The 15,833-nt window shown below is 69.3% G+C and carries 16 protein-coding genes; 5 read left to right on the top strand and 11 right to left on the bottom strand.

The annotated features are described in order from the left end of the window. Nucleotides 1-14 precede the first annotated feature (14 nt). The 3 genes from GN153_RS06320 to GN153_RS06330 form a co-directional block, all read right to left on the bottom strand. Complete coding sequence (locus GN153_RS06320) at nt 15-701, bottom strand: DUF5518 domain-containing protein (RefSeq protein WP_159900893.1); 687 nt, start codon at nt 699-701, stop codon at nt 15-17. Between the two features lie 281 nt (nt 702-982). Then, the gene (locus tag GN153_RS06325; RefSeq protein ID WP_159900895.1) at nt 983-1,846 is read right to left on the bottom strand and encodes a 2-oxoacid:ferredoxin oxidoreductase subunit beta; all 864 of its coding nucleotides are present in this window, start codon (nt 1,844-1,846) and stop codon (nt 983-985) included. Continuing rightward, on the bottom strand, nt 1,843-3,606 hold the full coding sequence (locus GN153_RS06330) for a 2-oxoacid:acceptor oxidoreductase subunit alpha (protein WP_159900897.1): 1,764 nt from the start codon (nt 3,604-3,606) through the stop codon (nt 1,843-1,845). Before GN153_RS06330 ends, GN153_RS06325 begins: the two co-directional genes overlap by 4 nt. Nucleotides 3,607-3,768: 162 nt before the next feature. On the opposite strand from GN153_RS06330, the gene GN153_RS06335 reads away from it, so the two are divergent. From GN153_RS06335 to GN153_RS06345, 3 genes are all read left to right on the top strand, one after another. Further along, nucleotides 3,769-4,404 carry an FAD-dependent oxidoreductase gene (locus GN153_RS06335; RefSeq protein WP_159900899.1) on the top strand — a complete coding sequence of 212 codons (636 nt, stop codon included), beginning with the start codon at nt 3,769-3,771 and terminating at the stop codon, nt 4,402-4,404. Nucleotides 4,405-4,837: 433 nt separating this feature from the next. Continuing rightward, nucleotides 4,838-5,179: a hypothetical protein gene (locus tag GN153_RS06340; protein ID WP_159900901.1), complete on the top strand. Its 342-nt coding sequence runs from the start codon at nt 4,838-4,840 to the stop codon at nt 5,177-5,179. 38 nt (nt 5,180-5,217) lie between these two features. Beyond that, a complete protein-coding gene (locus GN153_RS06345) occupies nt 5,218-5,388 on the top strand; it encodes a hypothetical protein (RefSeq protein ID WP_159900903.1) in 171 nt (56 codons plus the stop codon). Nucleotides 5,389-5,435: 47 nt separating this feature from the next. Here the strand turns inward: GN153_RS06345 and GN153_RS06350 are convergent, their stop codons facing one another. The 4 genes from GN153_RS06350 to GN153_RS06365 all read right to left on the bottom strand — a co-directional run bounded on the left by GN153_RS06350 (nt 5,436) and on the right by GN153_RS06365 (nt 8,716). Beyond that, a complete protein-coding gene (locus tag GN153_RS06350; RefSeq protein ID WP_159900905.1) occupies nt 5,436-5,867 on the bottom strand; it encodes a PaaI family thioesterase in 432 nt (143 codons plus the stop codon). Nucleotides 5,868-5,906: 39 nt separating this feature from the next. Next, nucleotides 5,907-6,290, bottom strand: coding sequence for a methylmalonyl-CoA epimerase (gene mce, locus GN153_RS06355; RefSeq protein ID WP_159900907.1), 384 nt, complete (start codon nt 6,288-6,290; stop codon nt 5,907-5,909). Between the two features lie 63 nt (nt 6,291-6,353). Continuing rightward, the gene (locus GN153_RS06360) at nt 6,354-8,030 is read right to left on the bottom strand and encodes an acyl-CoA mutase large subunit family protein (protein ID WP_159900909.1); all 1,677 of its coding nucleotides are present in this window, start codon (nt 8,028-8,030) and stop codon (nt 6,354-6,356) included. A 104-nt stretch (nt 8,031-8,134) separates the two neighbouring features. Then, nucleotides 8,135-8,716, bottom strand: a complete 582-nt coding sequence (locus tag GN153_RS06365; RefSeq protein ID WP_159900911.1) for a GNAT family N-acetyltransferase — start codon at nt 8,714-8,716, stop codon at nt 8,135-8,137. A gap of 176 nt (nt 8,717-8,892) precedes the next feature. On the opposite strand from GN153_RS06365, the gene GN153_RS06370 reads away from it, so the two are divergent. Continuing rightward, on the top strand, nt 8,893-10,890 hold the full coding sequence (locus GN153_RS06370) for an AMP-binding protein (RefSeq protein WP_159900913.1): 1,998 nt from the start codon (nt 8,893-8,895) through the stop codon (nt 10,888-10,890). A 1-nt stretch (nt 10,891) separates the two neighbouring features. On the opposite strand, the gene GN153_RS06375 is transcribed toward GN153_RS06370, so the two are convergent. From GN153_RS06375 to GN153_RS06385, 4 genes are all read right to left on the bottom strand, one after another. Continuing rightward, a complete protein-coding gene (locus GN153_RS06375; RefSeq protein ID WP_159900915.1) occupies nt 10,892-12,241 on the bottom strand; it encodes a zinc ribbon domain-containing protein in 1,350 nt (449 codons plus the stop codon). A 1-nt stretch (nt 12,242) separates the two neighbouring features. Further along, entirely contained in the window at nt 12,243-13,985 is a 1,743-nt protein-coding gene (locus GN153_RS06380; protein ID WP_159900917.1) for a zinc ribbon domain-containing protein, read from the bottom strand. Nucleotides 13,986-14,028: 43 nt separating this feature from the next. After that, complete coding sequence (locus tag GN153_RS17460) at nt 14,029-14,178, bottom strand: DUF7557 family protein (protein WP_201287815.1); 150 nt, start codon at nt 14,176-14,178, stop codon at nt 14,029-14,031. Between the two features lie 88 nt (nt 14,179-14,266). Continuing rightward, nucleotides 14,267-15,247: an isocitrate/isopropylmalate dehydrogenase family protein gene (locus GN153_RS06385; protein WP_159900919.1), complete on the bottom strand. Its 981-nt coding sequence runs from the start codon at nt 15,245-15,247 to the stop codon at nt 14,267-14,269. Between the two features lie 154 nt (nt 15,248-15,401). Here GN153_RS06385 and GN153_RS06390 point away from each other — a divergent pair, with 154 nt between their 5' ends. Next, on the top strand, nt 15,402-15,806 hold the full coding sequence (locus GN153_RS06390; RefSeq protein ID WP_159900921.1) for a CBS domain-containing protein: 405 nt from the start codon (nt 15,402-15,404) through the stop codon (nt 15,804-15,806). The last annotated feature ends 27 nt before the right edge of the window (nt 15,807-15,833 follow it).

The following is a 15,833-nucleotide window of genomic DNA, read 5'->3' on the forward strand; positions in this document are numbered from 1 at the left end:
GCCCGTGTGGCCGCTCAGTTGTCGGCGAGCCGGTGCCCGAGATACCCTCCGAGCGCGCTCAGCCCGACGAGGTAGACCAGCGCGAACAGCGCCCCGAACGCGACGACCGCCGTGGCCGCCGGGACGAGGCCGGCCGGGAGACCGCTGGCCAGGCCGACGCCGACGAACAGCGCGACGACGAACGCGGGCAGCGCGGCGAAGACGCCGGCGATGGCGCCGACGCCCAGCCCGCTGGCGGACCGGTCGGGGTCGAGATAGCCAGCCACAGCGCCGCCCAGCGCCGGCGACAGCGGGACGAAGCCGAGGATCGTGCCGACGATCGCGCCGGCCACGCCGAGGACCCACCGCGGGGTGGGTCGACCCTCGCTGCGCGCCCGGCCGTGGGCGACGACCACGGCGACACCGACGGCCACGCTCAGGACGCCGACGGCGACGAGCCCGAGCCCGCCCCACTGGCCGAGTGCCCACAACAGGTCGACGGCCTCTGCCTCGGTCAGGACCTCCGACTGGAACTCCGAGGAGGCGATGACGTCGGCGACGGTGGCGCGGTCGACGACGTAGTACAGCGACCCGCCCACGAGCGCGCTCAGGAGGCCGACGAGGGTCAGGAGCGCACCGATCGCCCAGTCGAAGAGGCGGTCGAAGGCCACTGGAGGGTCGGAGGGACTGTTCGTCTGCTCTAGCGGGGGATTCGCTCCCATGCTCGGGGATACAGGAGACGCCCCCTTAACACGCCGGCCACGTTTTCCGACTCAGCAAATCCGCGTACCGCCGCCGGTTCACACGGACGGGATTCCAGGTCCGCGGGCCGGCCAGCACGCAGTACCGAACGCGAGGCCGGAGGCCGGGCGTTCGGCTTTTTTAGCGTAAATTTTTTGCGCGAGCGAGTTGCGGGCCGTCGGCCCGCAACTACATGCCGTGGCGGCTTCGCCGCCACGCGGGGCGCGAGCGAAGCGAGCCCACCCGAGCCGAAAAAAGGTACTCAGTAGAACTCCCGAACCAGGTCCATCGCGCCCTCGGGGGCGCCGTCGGGGATGTCGTACATCGGGTCCTCGAGGCCCTCGCGCTCCTCGAAGGGCACGGAGTTCTCGTCCTGGTAGATGACGCCGATGTGTTCGCGGTCGCCGGTCATGATCCGCTCTTGGGCCTGCTCGTAGTCGTGAGGGTCGTGGTCGGTCTCGGCGAGGTCGACGATGGAGTCGCGCCAGTAGTCGTAGGTGTCGACGTCGTTGAAGGTCACGCAGGGCGAGTAGACGTTGACGAAGCCGAAGCCGTCGTGCTCGATGGCCTTCTGCACGACCTCGGTGTGGCGCTGGGAGTCAGAGGAGAACGTCTGTGCGATGAACGTGGCTCCTGAGGCTAGCGCGAGCGCGAGGGGGTTGACCGGGGGCTGTTTGGGGCCTTCGGGCGTGGTGGCGGTCTCGAAGTCCTCCCGCGAGGTCGGCGAGGCCTGGCCCTTGGTCAGCCCGTAGATCCGGTTATCCATGACGACGTAACTCATGTCGACGTTCCGGCGGACCGCGTGGACGAAGTGGCCGGCGCCGATGGAGTAGCCGTCGCCGTCACCCCCCGCAACCATCACTTCCAGTTCGGGGTTGGCCATTTTCACGCCGATGCCGACCGGGAGGGCGCGGCCGTGAACGCCATGCAGCGCGTAGCTGTGCATGTAGGTGCCGATCTTCCCCGAACAGCCGATCCCCGCCACCACGAAGGTGTTGTCGGGGTCGTTGCCGGTCTCGGCCAGGGCCTTCATCATGCCGTTCATGGTACCGAAGTCGCCACACCCCGGACACCAGGTCGGTTGCTTGTCGGATTTGAAGTCGGTGAAGCGGACGTCTGAGCTCATTTGGTTGCCTCCTGGGGTTCGCGGACTGCCTGCCTGATCTCCTCTGCGAGTTCGTCGGCCTTGAATCGCACGCCTGTGTACTTGTTCACACGCTGCACACGCTCGAGCACGTCGTGTTCGATCACGTCGGCGAACTGGCCGGTCGCGTTACACTCGACGACGATGGTCGTCTCGGCCTCCTTCACCTCCTCGGTCAGGTCCGGCCGCGGGAAGATGTAGGGCACCGAGATGAAGCGCACGTCGATCCCGTCCTCGGCGAGAAACTCCATCCCCTCGCGCATGGCGCCCTCGTTCGAACCCCACGAGAGCACGAGCGTGTCCGCGTCGGGGTCGCCGAACTCCCGGTAGTCCCACGTCTCCTCCTCGCGGGCGGTCTCGACTTTCTGCTGGCGCTTGTCGACCTGCTCGACGCGGACCTCCTCCTCCTCGGTCCGGCGACCGAGCGCGTCGTGTTCCAGGCCGGTGGTCATGTGGGCACCGTCGGTCGTCCCGGGGAACGCGCGGGGGCTGACGCCGTCGGCGGACGGGAAGTGGGGCTGGAACCGACCCTGCTCGTCGAGCCAGGAGTCGACCTCCCCCTCGTCGACGACCTTCCCGCGCTCGACTTCGACCTCGTCCATGTCGAAGGCCTCCGGCGGGAACGTCTGTTCGGTGACCGCAAGCGCCAGGTCCGAGACGAGGAAGACCGGGATCTGGTACTTCTCGGCGAGGTTGAACGCCTCGACCGTCTTCCAGAAACACTCCGCGACCGTGGTGGGCGCGACGACGAACCGGGGGATCTCGCCGTGGCCGCCGTACAGCGTCATGTCGAGGTCGCCCTGCTCCTGTTTCGTCGGCATCCCGGTCGAGGGCCCCGAGCGCATCACGTCACAGATAACGAGCGGCGTCTCCGTCTGGGCCACGAGCCCGAAGGTTTCGGTCATCAGGTCGATCCCCGGACCGGAGGTGGCGGTCATCGCCCGCGCACCCGACCGCGCGGCGCCGAGCGCGAGGTTGATCGCGGCGAGTTCGTCCTCGGCCTGGACGACCTTGCCGCCGTACTGGTCGATCCGCCCGGTCAGATACTCCATCACGTCCGTCGCCGGGGTGATCGGGTAGCCCGCGTAGAAGCGACAGCCGGCGGCGATGGCGCCCATCCCGATGGCCTCGTCGCCGTTCAGGAGAACGTAGTCCGCGTCGGTCGTCTCCAGGTCGTAGTCGAAGTCGTGGTCGTACTCCTCGGCGACGTACTCCTGGCCCAGCCTGGCGGCCTGCTGGTTGTTCTCGACCAGCGCCTGGCCCTTGTCCTTGAACCGCTTTTCCAGGGATTCGTCGAGGTTCTCGATCGGGAAGCTCGCCACCTCGCAGGCCGCCCCCAGCGCGACGACGTTGCGCATGATGGCGCCGCCGGCGTCCTCGGCCAGGCTCTTCAGCGGGACGTCGAGACCGACCATCCCCTCGGGGATCTCGACGTCCTGCATCGTGGTCCGCTCGCCGTCGTAGATGATGACACTCCCCTCGTGGAGCTCGTCGAGGTTCTCGTCGATGGTCCGCTCGGTGAGCGCGATGAGGATGTCGAGACGGTCGACGACACTCTCGACGCGGTCGACAGAGGTGCGTACCTTGTACGCGGTGTACCCCCCTCGGATCCGGGACGCGAAGTCCTTGGAGGTGAAGACGTGTCGGCCTGCCCGTGAGAGTGCCTGAGCGAAGATCTTTCCTGTAGAGTCGATCCCATCGCCGGCTTCGCCGCCGATGGCCCAGTTCAGGTCGTCGGGCATACTAGCCACCCGTACCCAGGGCGGGAGGAAAAGCCTTCTGTAAACCGCATCCGTCGCCGCCAGCGCCCACGAGACGCGCTACGAGCCGGCGTGTGGACAGCCGGGGCGGTAGCCGGGACGGCGGAACGAAAACCCCTTGCCCGGCCTGGCCCGAAAGCGGGCATGGACGAGACTCCGCTCCCGGTCGCGGCCGTCGAGGAAGTCGGCCCCGACACCATCGCCGTCGAGTTCGAATCGCCGCCGGACTTCGAGGCCCGTCCCGGCCAGTTCGTGAAGCTCATCATGGGCGTCGACGGCGAGACCGAGCCCCGATTCTATACCATCTCTTCGCCCGACGTCGCCGGGACCTTCGAAGTAACCGTCGGGATCGACCCCGAGGGAGAGGTGAGCCCGCGCCTGCGTTCGCTCGCTCCCGGGGACGAGGTGACCGTCTCCGGCCCGTTCGGCAACGCCTACTACGAAGGGGAGAGCCGAGTGCTCGTTCTCGCCGGCGGCCCGGGCGTCGGCCCGGCGGTCGGTATCGCCGAACGAGCGCTCGCCGAGGGCAACGGGGCGGCCGTGGTCTACCGCGACGAGGCGCCGGTCCACGAGCAGCGGCTGGCCGCCCTGGCGAGTGAGGGCGCCGACGTCGCTATCCTCGGCCCCGCCGACTCGCTGACGGAGGCAGTCGCCGACGCCCTGACCGACGACACCCAGGTGTTCGTCTACGGCTTCGCGGACTTCCTCGACGACGCCACCTCGGCCATCGAGGCCGCCGGGGGCGACGCCGAGGCCGCGAAAGTCGAGAACTTCGGGTGACTACTTTTTTGCGCGTCGGGTGCGCTCCCTGCGGTCGCGCACCGCGTGGCGGCGAAGCCGCCACGGCATGCAGGTGCGGGCCGGCGGCCCGCAACTCGCTCGCGGAAAGAACCATAGTGAAAAAAGCCGGACGACTCGCTCCCTATGGTCGCTCGCGTCCGGTGTTCTCCTGAGCACCGCAGGCGAGAACTCGTCAGAGGTTCGCTCTGACGGTGAACCGCCTCGTGCCTCCGGCACTCGGCGGATGCTCGGTGCAGGCCTGCCCTTCCCCGTCCTCGCGAGCAAAGTGAGTGAGGGCTCGAAAGGGGAGCGTAGCGAGCCTTTCGGCGTCCTCGCGCGGGTCGCTCCCGCGACCACGCGCTCCCGGCCGGCGCGCATCATCCTCGGTGCTTGACACGAACATTGAACACCGGCGGTGGCGAACCCTGCTGCGATGCAGGCGCTCGTACACTTCACAGTCGGGGTATTCATGGCGATGGCGGTGTTCCTGTTCGTCGACCTGCCACCGCGACGGGAGTTTCTGCTGACCTTTCTCAGCGGTTTCTGGGGGATGGGGCCGGACGTCCACTGGGTGTTCCGGGAGTTCGGGGTCGACGCGCTGGCGGACCCCCTCCAGGCGTTTCACCGGACCGCGTTCGCGGACCTGTTCTGGTTCCACCGTCTCATCGACTCCCTGGAGACCGGCCGGGAGAATCTGGAAGCGGCCGTCGCGCTCGGCATCTTGCTCGTGCTCGTCGTCGTCTACTACCGCTACAACGACTGGACGGCCGCGTGAGAGCGGGAGCTTTTGCCCCTGGAGACCCTCGTGTCTGTATGTCAGACCAGAGATACGTGTACACCTCGCACGGGACGACAGCACAGAGCGGGACCGTCGGCGACCTGGAGTCGGTCGTCAACGAGTACGCCCGCGAGGGGTGGCGGCTCCACGAGACCCTCGAGGAGAACGGCACGACCATCGGGCTGTTGTTCGAGCGGGAGGTCTGAGCCCGGACGAGCCAGACAGGGCAGACCCGACCCGTCCACCCGGCGCCTCACTCGGCCTGGCCGGCTTCGCTGTCCCAGGGCGTCCCCTCGTTGCTGCCGCCGGTCTTGTAGGTGCCGTGGGCGGTGGCGACGTGTGTCCCCTCCTCGTCGTAGACCTCGACCCGCGAGAGCGCGATGCTCCCCCCGAAGCGAACGACGTCGGCCTCGGCGCGCAGGTCGGAAGTGACGGGGGCGAGGTAGTCGATGCGCATGTCGACGGTCGGCGTCGCCTGGTCGGTCATCGAGATGACCGCCGCGCCGCCGACCGTGTCCGCGAGCGAGTAGGTCGCCCCGCCGTGGGCGATCAGCGTCTCGGTGTTCGAGGAGTGGTCGGGCGTCATCGGCATCCGGCCGACCGCGTGGCCGTCCGCCGCCTCGACGAGTTCGATGTCGAGGAGGTTCGCGTAGGGCATCCGGTCTTGCAGGGAGTCCTCACTCATCGGAAGCGGTTGCACCGCGGCGCCCAAAAGCCCGCCGGGTCAGTGCTGGACGAACTCGACGAGGATCCCGCCGGTGTCCCCGGGGTGGAGGAAGGCGACGTCGTGGCCCCACGCGCCGGGTCTGGGCTCCTCGTCGATGAGCGCGACGTCGTGTGCGCGGGCCCGGTCGAGGGCCGCCTCGATGTCGTCGGTCTCCAAGGCGACGTGGTGGATCCCGGGGCCGTTGTCCTCGAGGTACGAGGCGATGGGGCCGTCCTCGAGGGGTTCCAGCAGTTCGAGATAGCCCCCACCCACGTCGAGGAAGACGACCTCCATCCCGTCGAAGCGCTCGTCGTGGACGCGGTCGCAGTCCAGCAGGTCGGTGTACAGGTCGGCCAGACCGTCGGCGTCCTCGGTCGCGACGCCGGCGTGGTCGAAGTCCATGCAAGGGGCTGCGGTCGCGGCGGACAAAAAGCCCCGGCGCGAGGGCGGCGCGCCCCCCGGCGGTCACATCCCGGGCTGGTGCTCGCCGAAGACGTCACGCATCGCGTCACAGACCTCTCCGGTCGTCGCGTACGCCTTGACGGCGTCGATGATGTAGGGCATGAGGTTCTCGTCGCCGCGGGCGGCCTCCCGGAGCGCGTCCAGGCGCTGCTCCACTTCGGCGTCGTCCCGTTCCTCCCGGACGGCGGCGACGTTTTCCTTCTGGCGCCGTTCCTCCTCCGCGGAGACCTCCTCGATGTCAACCTCCTGTTCCTCGTCGACCTGGTACTTGTTGACGCCGACGATGACCCGCTCCTCCTCCTCCTGCTCGCGCTGGCGCTCGAAGGCGACGTCCTGGATCTGCCGTTGCACCCACTGGTCTTCGATGGCCTTGCGCATCCCGCCGCGGTCGTCGACCTCGCGGATGATCTCGAAGGCCTCCTCCTCCAGCTCGTCGGTGAGACTCTCGACGTAGTAACTCCCGCCCAGCGGGTCGATGGTGTCGGCCGCGCCGGACTCGTGGGCGAGGATCTGCTGGGTGCGCAGGGCCGTCCGGACCGACTCCTCGGTCGGGATCGACAGCGCCTCGTCCTTGCCGTTCGTGTGGAGGCTCTGGGTCCCGCCCAGAACCGCCGCGAGCGCCTGGTAGGCGACCCGGACGATGTTGTTGTCGACCTGCTGGGCCGTGAGTGTCGAGCCCGCCGTCTGGGTGTGGAACTTCAGCTGCTTGGACTTGGGGTTCTCCGCGCCGAACCGCTCCTCCATGATCTGGGCCCACATCCGACGGGCCGCGCGGAACTTCGCGACCTCCTCGAGGACGTTGTTGTAGGAGGCGAAGAAAAAGGACAGCTGCGGGGCGAAGTCGTCGACGTCCAGCCCGGCGTCGATGGCAGCCTGGACGTATTCGATCCCGTTGCCCAGCGTGAAGGCGATCTCCTGGGCCGCGGTCGAGCCGGCCTCGCGGATGTGGTAGCCGGAGATGGAGATGGTGTTGAAGTTCGGCACCTCCTCCGCGCAGAATTCGAAGATGTCCGTGATGATCCGCATCGACGGACCGGGCGGGTAGATGTAGGTGTTGCGGGCGATGTACTCCTTGAGCACGTCGTTCTGGATCGTGCCCCGCAGCTCCGAACGGTCGACGCCCTGCTTGTCGCCGACGGCGATGTACATCGCGAGCAACACCGAGGCGGGGGCGTTGATGGTCATCGACGTCGACACCTCGTCGAGCGGGATGCCGTCGAAGACCGTCTCCATGTCATCAAGCGAGTCGATGGCGACGCCGGTCTTGCCGACCTCGCCCGCCGACATGGGGTCGTCGGAGTCGTGGCCCATCTGGGTCGGCAGGTCGAAGGCCGTCGAGAGGCCGGTCTGGCCCTCCTCGATCAGGTAGTTGAACCGCTCGTTGGTCTCGCTCGCGGTGCCCATGCCGGCGTACTGGCGCATCGTCCACAGCCGACCGCGGTACATCGTCGGGTAGACTCCGCGGGTGTACGGTTCCTCACCCGGGAAACCCAGGTCCTCCTCGTAGTCGAGGTCAGCGATGTCGGCCGGCGTGTAGAGCGGGTCGACTTCCTGTCCGCCGGTGTCGGTGTCAAAGGTCTCCTTGCGCTCGCCGAACCGGTCGAGCACCGGCGAGAGCGTCTCCTCCTCCCAGGCCTCCTTCCCGTCGCGGATGGCCTGGAGGTCGTCCTGGTCGAACATGACCCACCCTTCGGCCCCCGCCCCTTAAATCGTGTCGGGGTGGCCGGTCACGCCGGATGGAACGGTCGAACTCCAGAGGGCGGCAGGACTCTGCGGGTAGCCAGTCAGTCACCGGTGTCGTACTTGTAGGTCGCCTCGTCGGGGTCGATCCCGAAGTCCTCCGGGCCCTCCTGGGGCTCGGTGTCCTCCTCCTCGGGAGTCGCCCCCTTGAACGCCCGGCGCAGCCGCTGGGGCATCCGGAACCGGTCGACCTCCACCCGCAGCGGCACCGCCCCCGGCGTGACGGTGTCCTGCTTTTTGGTGAGACGCTCGCGGAGGTGCTCCGGGAGCTGGGCGACGTCGACCCGCTCGAAGCCGAACTGCCGGAGGTAGTCGGGTTCGTCGATGAAGGCGTAGACGACCTCGAACCCATCGTCGCTCGCCGTCTGGACCAGCCGCTCGACGACGTGGGCTCCCACGCCCTGGCCGCGCCACTCCTCCAGTACCCCGAGGCTGGTCAGCTCGCAGACCTCGCCGTTCTCGGTCTTGTCCACGCGGACGCGGCCGAACCCGGCCCGTTCGTTCGCCTCCTCGTCGACCGCGATGACGTAGTCCCGGGAGCGGAAGCCGACCTCGTCGAGCCCCATCTCCTCGATGTGGTCGAGCAACCACGCCTCGTCTCGGTTGCGGGCGTCCCGGACGTACATACTCCCGCCTTCGACGGCCGCGGTCAAAGGGTTTCCGGCGTCCCGCAGACCGGTGGCCGGGGCGTGCCCAACGCCGGCCGACCCGCGTGATTGCGGGGGCCGCTCTGCCGGCGGACCGCCGCGGGTGACGCTCACCTCACACAAATACTTTGAGCCGACTCGTCGTGTGTACACACATGTCCCAGTCAGACGAGCTCGAAGTGGCCTACGAACCGGACGAGGCGTTCGTCCGCTCGAGCAACATCTACCAGTTCATGCAGGCACACGGCATCGAAAGCTACGACGAACTCCACCGCCGGAGCGTCGAGGACGTCGAGGGCGTCGAGGATTCCGGACTGGACTGGTTCTGGGACGACGTCGTCGACCACCTCGGGCTGGAGTTCTACGAGGACTACGACCGGGTGCGCGACGCGAGCGGCGGGCCGCAGTTCACCGACTGGTACGTCGGCGGGGAGCTCAACATCGCCCACAACGTCGTCGACCGCCACGCCCGGGTCGACAGCGGCACGCGCAACCACGTCGCCACCATCTGGGAGGGCGAGGACGGCCAGGTCCGGGAGATGACCTACCACGAACTCCACCGCCAGGCCAACCAGGTCGCGAACTACCTGGAGAGTCGCGGGGTCGGGACGGGCGACACCGTCGGGCTCTACATGCCGATGGTCCCGGAAGTCGTCTCCATCATGTACGGCTGTTTCAAGGTCGGTGCCATCGCCGTCCCCATCTTCTCGGGCTTCGGCGTCGACGCCACCGCCACGCGGATCGCCGACTCCGAACCCTCAGTCCTCTTTACCGGCGACGGCTTCCTCCGGCGTGGCTCCGAGATCCACCTCAAACAGCAGGCCGACGAGGCCATCGGCGAGGCCGGCCACGTCGAGCACACGGTCGTCTACTCCCGGCTGGGCCACGAGGCGGGCTCCGAGGCCGTCCCCTGGGCCGACCGCGACGAGTGGTGGGAAGAAGCCATCGCGACACAGGACGACAGCTACGAGACGAAATCGCTGCCCTCGGACCAGGAGTGTATGCTGCTGTACTCGTCGGGGACCACCGGCAAGCCGAAGGGGATCGTCCACACCCACGCCGGCGGGCTGGTCCAGCCGGCCAAGGAGCTGTACTTCGCGTTCGACCACAAGCCCGGCGACCGCTTCTTCTGGGTGTCCGACATCGGCTGGATGATGGGGCCCTGGACGCTGATCGGGAATCACGTCTTCGGCGGCACGATCTTCATCTACGAGGGGGCGCCGGACTACCCCGAGCCCGACCGGTTCTGGGAGATGATCGACCGCCACAAGCTCTCGGCGTTCGGCGTCTCGCCGACCGCGATCCGCGCGCTCCGGAAACACGGCACCGAGTGGCTGGAGGGCCACGACCTCTCCTCGCTGCGCCTGCTTGGCTCGACGGGCGAGCCCTGGGACCCCGAGTCCTGGCAGTGGTTCCTCGACGAGGTCGGCGGCGGCGACACGCCGGTCATGAACATCTCCGGCGGCACGGAGATATTCGGCTGCTTCCTCCAGCCCTCCCCCGTGCACGCGCTCAAACCCGGCACGCTCGCCGCCCCCGCGCTCGGGATGGACGTCGACATCGTGAACAGACAGGGCGAGTCCGTCGCCGACGCGGGCGAGCGGGGCTACCTGGTCTGCAAGTCCTCGGCGCCCTCGATGACGAAGTCGCTGTGGAGCGGCGACGAACGGTACCTCGAGGAGTACTGGAGCACCTTCGAGGACATGTGGAACCACGGCGACTGGGCCCGGAAAGACGCCGACGGCTTCTGGTTCCTCGAGGGACGGGCCGACGACGTGCTCAACGTCGCCGGCCGGAAGGTCGGCCCCGCGGAGGTGGAAGGCGCGCTCATCGAGCACGAGGCCGTCAACGCCGCGGTCGCCGTCGGCGCGCCCGACGACACGACCGGGACCGCCGTCGTCACCTACGTCATCCTCAACGAGGGCTACGAACCCTCCGATGAGCTCCGCGAGCGGCTGCGCGACCAGGTCGGCGAGGAACTGGGCAAGCCGTTCCGGCCCCGCGAGGTACTCTTCGTCGACGAGTTCCCCGAGACCCAGAGCGGGAAGATCGTCCGCCGGATCATCCAGTCGGTGTACACCGGCGAGGAGGTCGGCGACCTCTCCAGCATCGACAACCCCGAGGCCATCGAGGAGATCGAGCGGGCGAGCTGACTCACTCGAGGGCGGCCCCGCAGGCCGGACAGAAGACCGCCCCCGGGTCGTGTGACTCGCCACACTCCGGGCAGACGTCGTCCGCGGTCGCGCCGGCCGCGTCACCGGCCCCGGCGGCGCCGCCGGCCGTCGCGTCTGTTCCGGCATCGGCCCGTTCGTCCCCCGAGTCGGCTCCGGGCGACAGCGGGTCTTCGTCGTCGTCGCCGTCGCCCGGGGGCGTGTAGACCCGGGTGTTGCTCACGTCGTCGGTCAGCTCCGGGTCCCCGGGACCGGTGTCGACGGTCGGCGAGTCCGATTCGTCCGAATCACGGACACCGTCCGTCTCAGTCGGGTCTGCCGTATCCGGGGACGTGTCCGGCGGGGAACTGGAGGATCCGGAGGAGGCTGACGGGGACGTCGACCCCGTTCCGGATCCCGACCCGGACGTAGACCCGGACCCCGTCGAGGGCCTCGACGGGGAGGAAGTAGAGGTGGAGCCGGAAGCCGGCCCACCGGCGCCAGTCCTGTCGGTGGTCGGGCGCGCGAAGTCCGGGTACCGCTGGCCGGTCCGGAGCTCCGACCGCGGGACGTCGGGCTCGCGGACCCGGTCGACCACGCCGGCGAGTGTCTGGACCAGCAGGTAGAGAACCGACAGTCCAACGGGGACAGTGACGGCGGCGGCGACCGCCGCGGGGAGCGTCGCGCCGGCGACGGTCACGCGCCCGTCGACGAGCCAGACCGCGCCGTCGACGCCGACGGCTCCGGCGACACCCTCGACGACGGACACGAGGTAGTCCCGGCGCCCGGCCAGAACCGCGCCCCCGGTGAGCAGGGCGACAGCGAGAGCCAGGAAGCTCAGTCCCGCGGCCGCCGCCAGCGCCCGCGGCGCGGACAGGGAGAAGACCCGGTAACCGTACGCGACGGTCCGCACGAGCACGAAGAGGGCAGCGAGGACGAGCACGGCGAAGACCGGCCACGGCGGCCCGGCGAGTGCGACGGTCGCCACGGCGGCCACCGCGAGGAGGACGACCGGCGGAGCCAGCAGCGCCGACGGGTGCCGGTAGCGGTACTGCTGTGCGATGTTGCCGCTCTCGTTCGTCAGCTGGCCGACCAGCAGCCGGGCCCCGACAGCCGCCGGGACCAGCACCCACGCCAGGAGCGCGACGGCGACCAGACCCGTCTTCGCGCCGGTCCAGGGCTCGGGCGACAGCGAGACGTTCAGCGCGTCCGCGCCGAAGGTGAGCGCGGCCCCCGAGAGGCCGACCCACAGCGCGTAGACGACGAGCGCGAGCAACCCGCCACCGAACAGTCGGGCCTCACCGGCGCCCGCGAGACGGAAGGAGGAGACGAGATCCTCGCGTCGTCCGGCCATATCAGGGGCGCCCGACGCGGAGCGTGACCACGCCGGAGAGGCCGAGTTCGTCGCCGGGGCCGATGGGCCGGCGGTCGCCTTTCTCCATGCGCTGGCCGTTCACGGCCGTCGGGTTGTCGCCGAGGTCGACGACGTAGAACTGGCCGTTCTCGCGGACGAAGCGGACGTGCTCGCGGTGGACGCGGACGGCCTCGTCCTCGTCGCCGTCGGTGTCGATGATGATCCGCCGGACCTGGCGGCCCACGGCGTCGCCGTCCGCGACGCGGACTTCGCGCCCGCGGGCGCTGAGCGTCAGCACCTCGGGTGCGGGCTCGGCGTCCCCGGCTCCCGACTCCCCGCCACTCTCCGCCGCGTCGTCGCCACCGGACCGGTGCGGCTCGAGGTGCTCGCCACAGGAGGCACAGTAGACGGCCCCCTCGTCGACTTCGGCGCCACACTCGGGGCACTCGGTCAGCGGCTCGGGTTCGGACCCGGTCTCGGTCAGGTCCGCGCCACAGGAGGCACAGAAGTTGTCGTCGGCCGCGACCTCCGCACCGCAGTCGGGACAGGCCTGCTGTTCCTCTTCGGCCTCGTCCTCCCGCGGAAGCTGGGAGACGTCGGCGCCACACTCGGGGCAGAAGCTGGCGTCGGCGGTCACCTCCGCGTCACACTCCGGACAGGCGAGCACCTCCGCGGAGTCGGTTTCTCCGGTATCGTCCTCGTCTTTTTCGGCGTCGGCCTCCGCAGCCTCGGCCGTCTCTGCCGTGTCGGCCTCTCCCGCGTCGGCCTCCGTTGCCTCCGCTGTGTCCGCCTCCGCAGTCCCCGCTACCCCTGACTCCGCGGGCTCCCCTTCCGGCCCAGGTGACCCCTCTGCTCCCTCCGCCTTCTCCGCTGTCCCGGCCGGGTCTGAGGCGGCCTCGCCCGCGACGCCGCTGTCGGCCTCCTCGCCCGCGACGCCGCTGTCGGCCTCCTCGCCCGCGACGCCGCTGTCGGCCTCCTCGCCCGCGACGCCGCTGTCGGCCTCCCCGTCCGCTCCCGTCGGCTCAGCGGGCTCTTCCGGCGACCCTTCCTCCTCCAGGGTAGGCGCCTCGTCCGAATCCGGTTCCTCTCTTAGGTCCGGTTCCTCGTCAGCGACCGCTTCCTCGTCCCCGGCGGGCTCGTCGTCCCCGCCCGGTTCGTCTTCCACAACTGGCTCGTCGTCGGCTGAGTCACCGCTTTCGTCGTCTTCGTCGGCGGCGTCTTCGGTGTCGGCCGCTTCGTCTGCGTCCGCGTCGGGGGCGTCCGGGTCCGCGCCGGCCAGCCCCTCATCGTCGCCGAGCAGCGGGCCGTCGGCTTCCGGTGAGTCATCGTCACCGAGGAGTCCGTCGTCGGACGAGCCTTCCTCCCCGAGTGGAGCGTCGTCGTCGAACGGGTCGTCGCCGAGGGGGCCACCCGCAGCCCCGTCGTCCGGCTCGTCCTGGCCCAGCGACCCGCTCTCGCCTGCCGGAGCCGCGTCCGCCCCGGCGAGAGGGGACTCCTCCTCGGACGGCCCGGATCCGCCCACGGGAGCGTCGCTCCCGTCGGCGTCGGGCGCGCCCTCGACATCGCCGCCGGCGTCGGCACTGTCTCCGTCGGCCCCGTCCTCGACAACCGGGTCGCCATCCTCGTCGCCCTCGTGTCGCCACTCCCCACAGTCGGGATTGGTGCACCAGCCGCCAGCGGCGGTTGGGTCGAACTGCTCTCCGCAAACCGGACACTCGACTGTCGAACCCGTGCCTTCGCTCATGCTGTGAGATGTTCGTAACCGACGCAAAAATCTGTCGCCCGTTTCAGATCTCGTCACCGGCGTGGAACAGCGTCAGCTCCTCGGCCTCGTAGATATTGATCAGCTCGTTGACAATCTCGTCGTAGGATTCGTCCTCTACCCGCAGCGAGTCGAGGCGCTGAACGGTGTCCTCGTCTATCTCGATCGTGGCCATACCCGGCGTTCGCCGGCGACGGATATAAGCCCAGCGGGGGCAGCGGGGGGATTCCCGGTGCCGGCGCGAGCGGCCGAACTCACACAGCCTACAGCCGGTCGAGAACCGCCGCCGTCACGTCCTCGGTGCCGGCGTCGCCGCCCAGGTCCGGGGTGTGTGGTCCCTCGGCGAGCGTCGCCTCCACGGCCTCACGCAGGCGAGCGGCCTCGTCGGGGTACTCGAGGTGCTCGAGCAGCATCGCCGCCGAGAACAGCATCGCTGCGGGATTGGCGACCCCCTGGCCGGCGATGTCGGGCGCGGAACCGTGGACCGGCTCGAACAGGGCGTTCTCGTGTCCGATGTTGGCGCTCGGCAGCAGGCCGAGCCCGCCGACCAGCCCGGCCGCCAGGTCCGAGAGCATGTCGCCAGCGAGGTTGGGACAGACCACAACGCCGTAGTCCTCGGGATGGATGATGAGGTGCATCGCCAGCGCGTCCATCAGGGCGGTGTCGTAGTCCGCATCCCGCTCTTCCGCGACCCGCTCTGCGGTCTCCAGAAAGAGCCCGTCGGTCTCGCGCATGACGTTTGCCTTGTGCGCGACCGTCACGTCGTCGTAGCCGTTGCGCTGCGCGTAGCGGAAGCCGTACTCCGCGATCTCCCGTGAGGCCTCCTCGGTGACGACGCGGGTCAGCGTCCGAACCCCCTCGGTGATCTCGGACTCGATCCCCGAGTAGACCCCCTCGGTGTTCTCCCGGATAAAGACCAGGTCGGTCTCGGGCTTCACGGCGTCCAGTCCCGGGTACGCCCGGGCCGGGCGGACGTTGGCGAACGAGCCGACGACCTCCCGCAGCGGGAGGATGACGTCGGCGGCCGTCTCGCCGACCGCGCCGAACAGCGTCGCGTCGGCCTCCTCGGCGACCGCCCGCGTCTCCGCGGGCAGGGCCTCGCCGGTCTCTTCCAGCGTGGCGTCGCCGGCCTCGGCGTGGACGAACTCCAGGTCGACGGGCAGCGCCTCCAGGACCTCGACGGCCGCCGGCGTCACTTCCCGCCCGATCCCGTCGCCCGGGATGACCGCGATCTCGTGAGTCATGCCCCGACCTGTGCCCGGCGGGCGCATGGGGGTTTCGGTCGCGCTGCCGGAGCGTTCTGCGGGCCGGGCGACCGGCACCCCGAAGGCGGACGACTGCCCGGGTCTGTGAGGATCGACCGTTAAGCATTAGCAGGGCACCTGCGAGAGTCAATCCATGGACGACATCTTCGTCGCGAGCCTGATGTCAAACGGCGTCGTCTCGGTGACCAGCGACACGCTCGTGGAGGACGCTGCCCAGCGACTCCGCGAGAAGGAGGTCGGGTCGCTGGTCGTCGTGGACGACGAGGGGCGGCTCGAGGGGATCCTGACGAGCACGGACTTCGTCGCGATCGTCGCCAAGAGCCGGCCGAAAGCCGACACGACTGTCGAGCGCTACATGACCGAGAAGGTTGTCACCGTCGGCCCCCAGGACCCGATCCGCGACGCCGCGGACGCGATGATAACCTACGGGATCAACCACCTCCCCGTCGTCGACGGCGACGACACCGTCATCGGGATGCTCTCCTCGACGGACCTCACCGCCTACCTCTCCGGCGTCCAGGAGCCCTCGCCCGCGTGAAGACGGTGCGCCGCGTTCCGGTCCCGC

This window comes from Salinirussus salinus (assembly GCF_009831455.1).
Classification (GTDB): domain Archaea; phylum Halobacteriota; class Halobacteria; order Halobacteriales; family Haloarculaceae; genus Salinirussus; species Salinirussus salinus.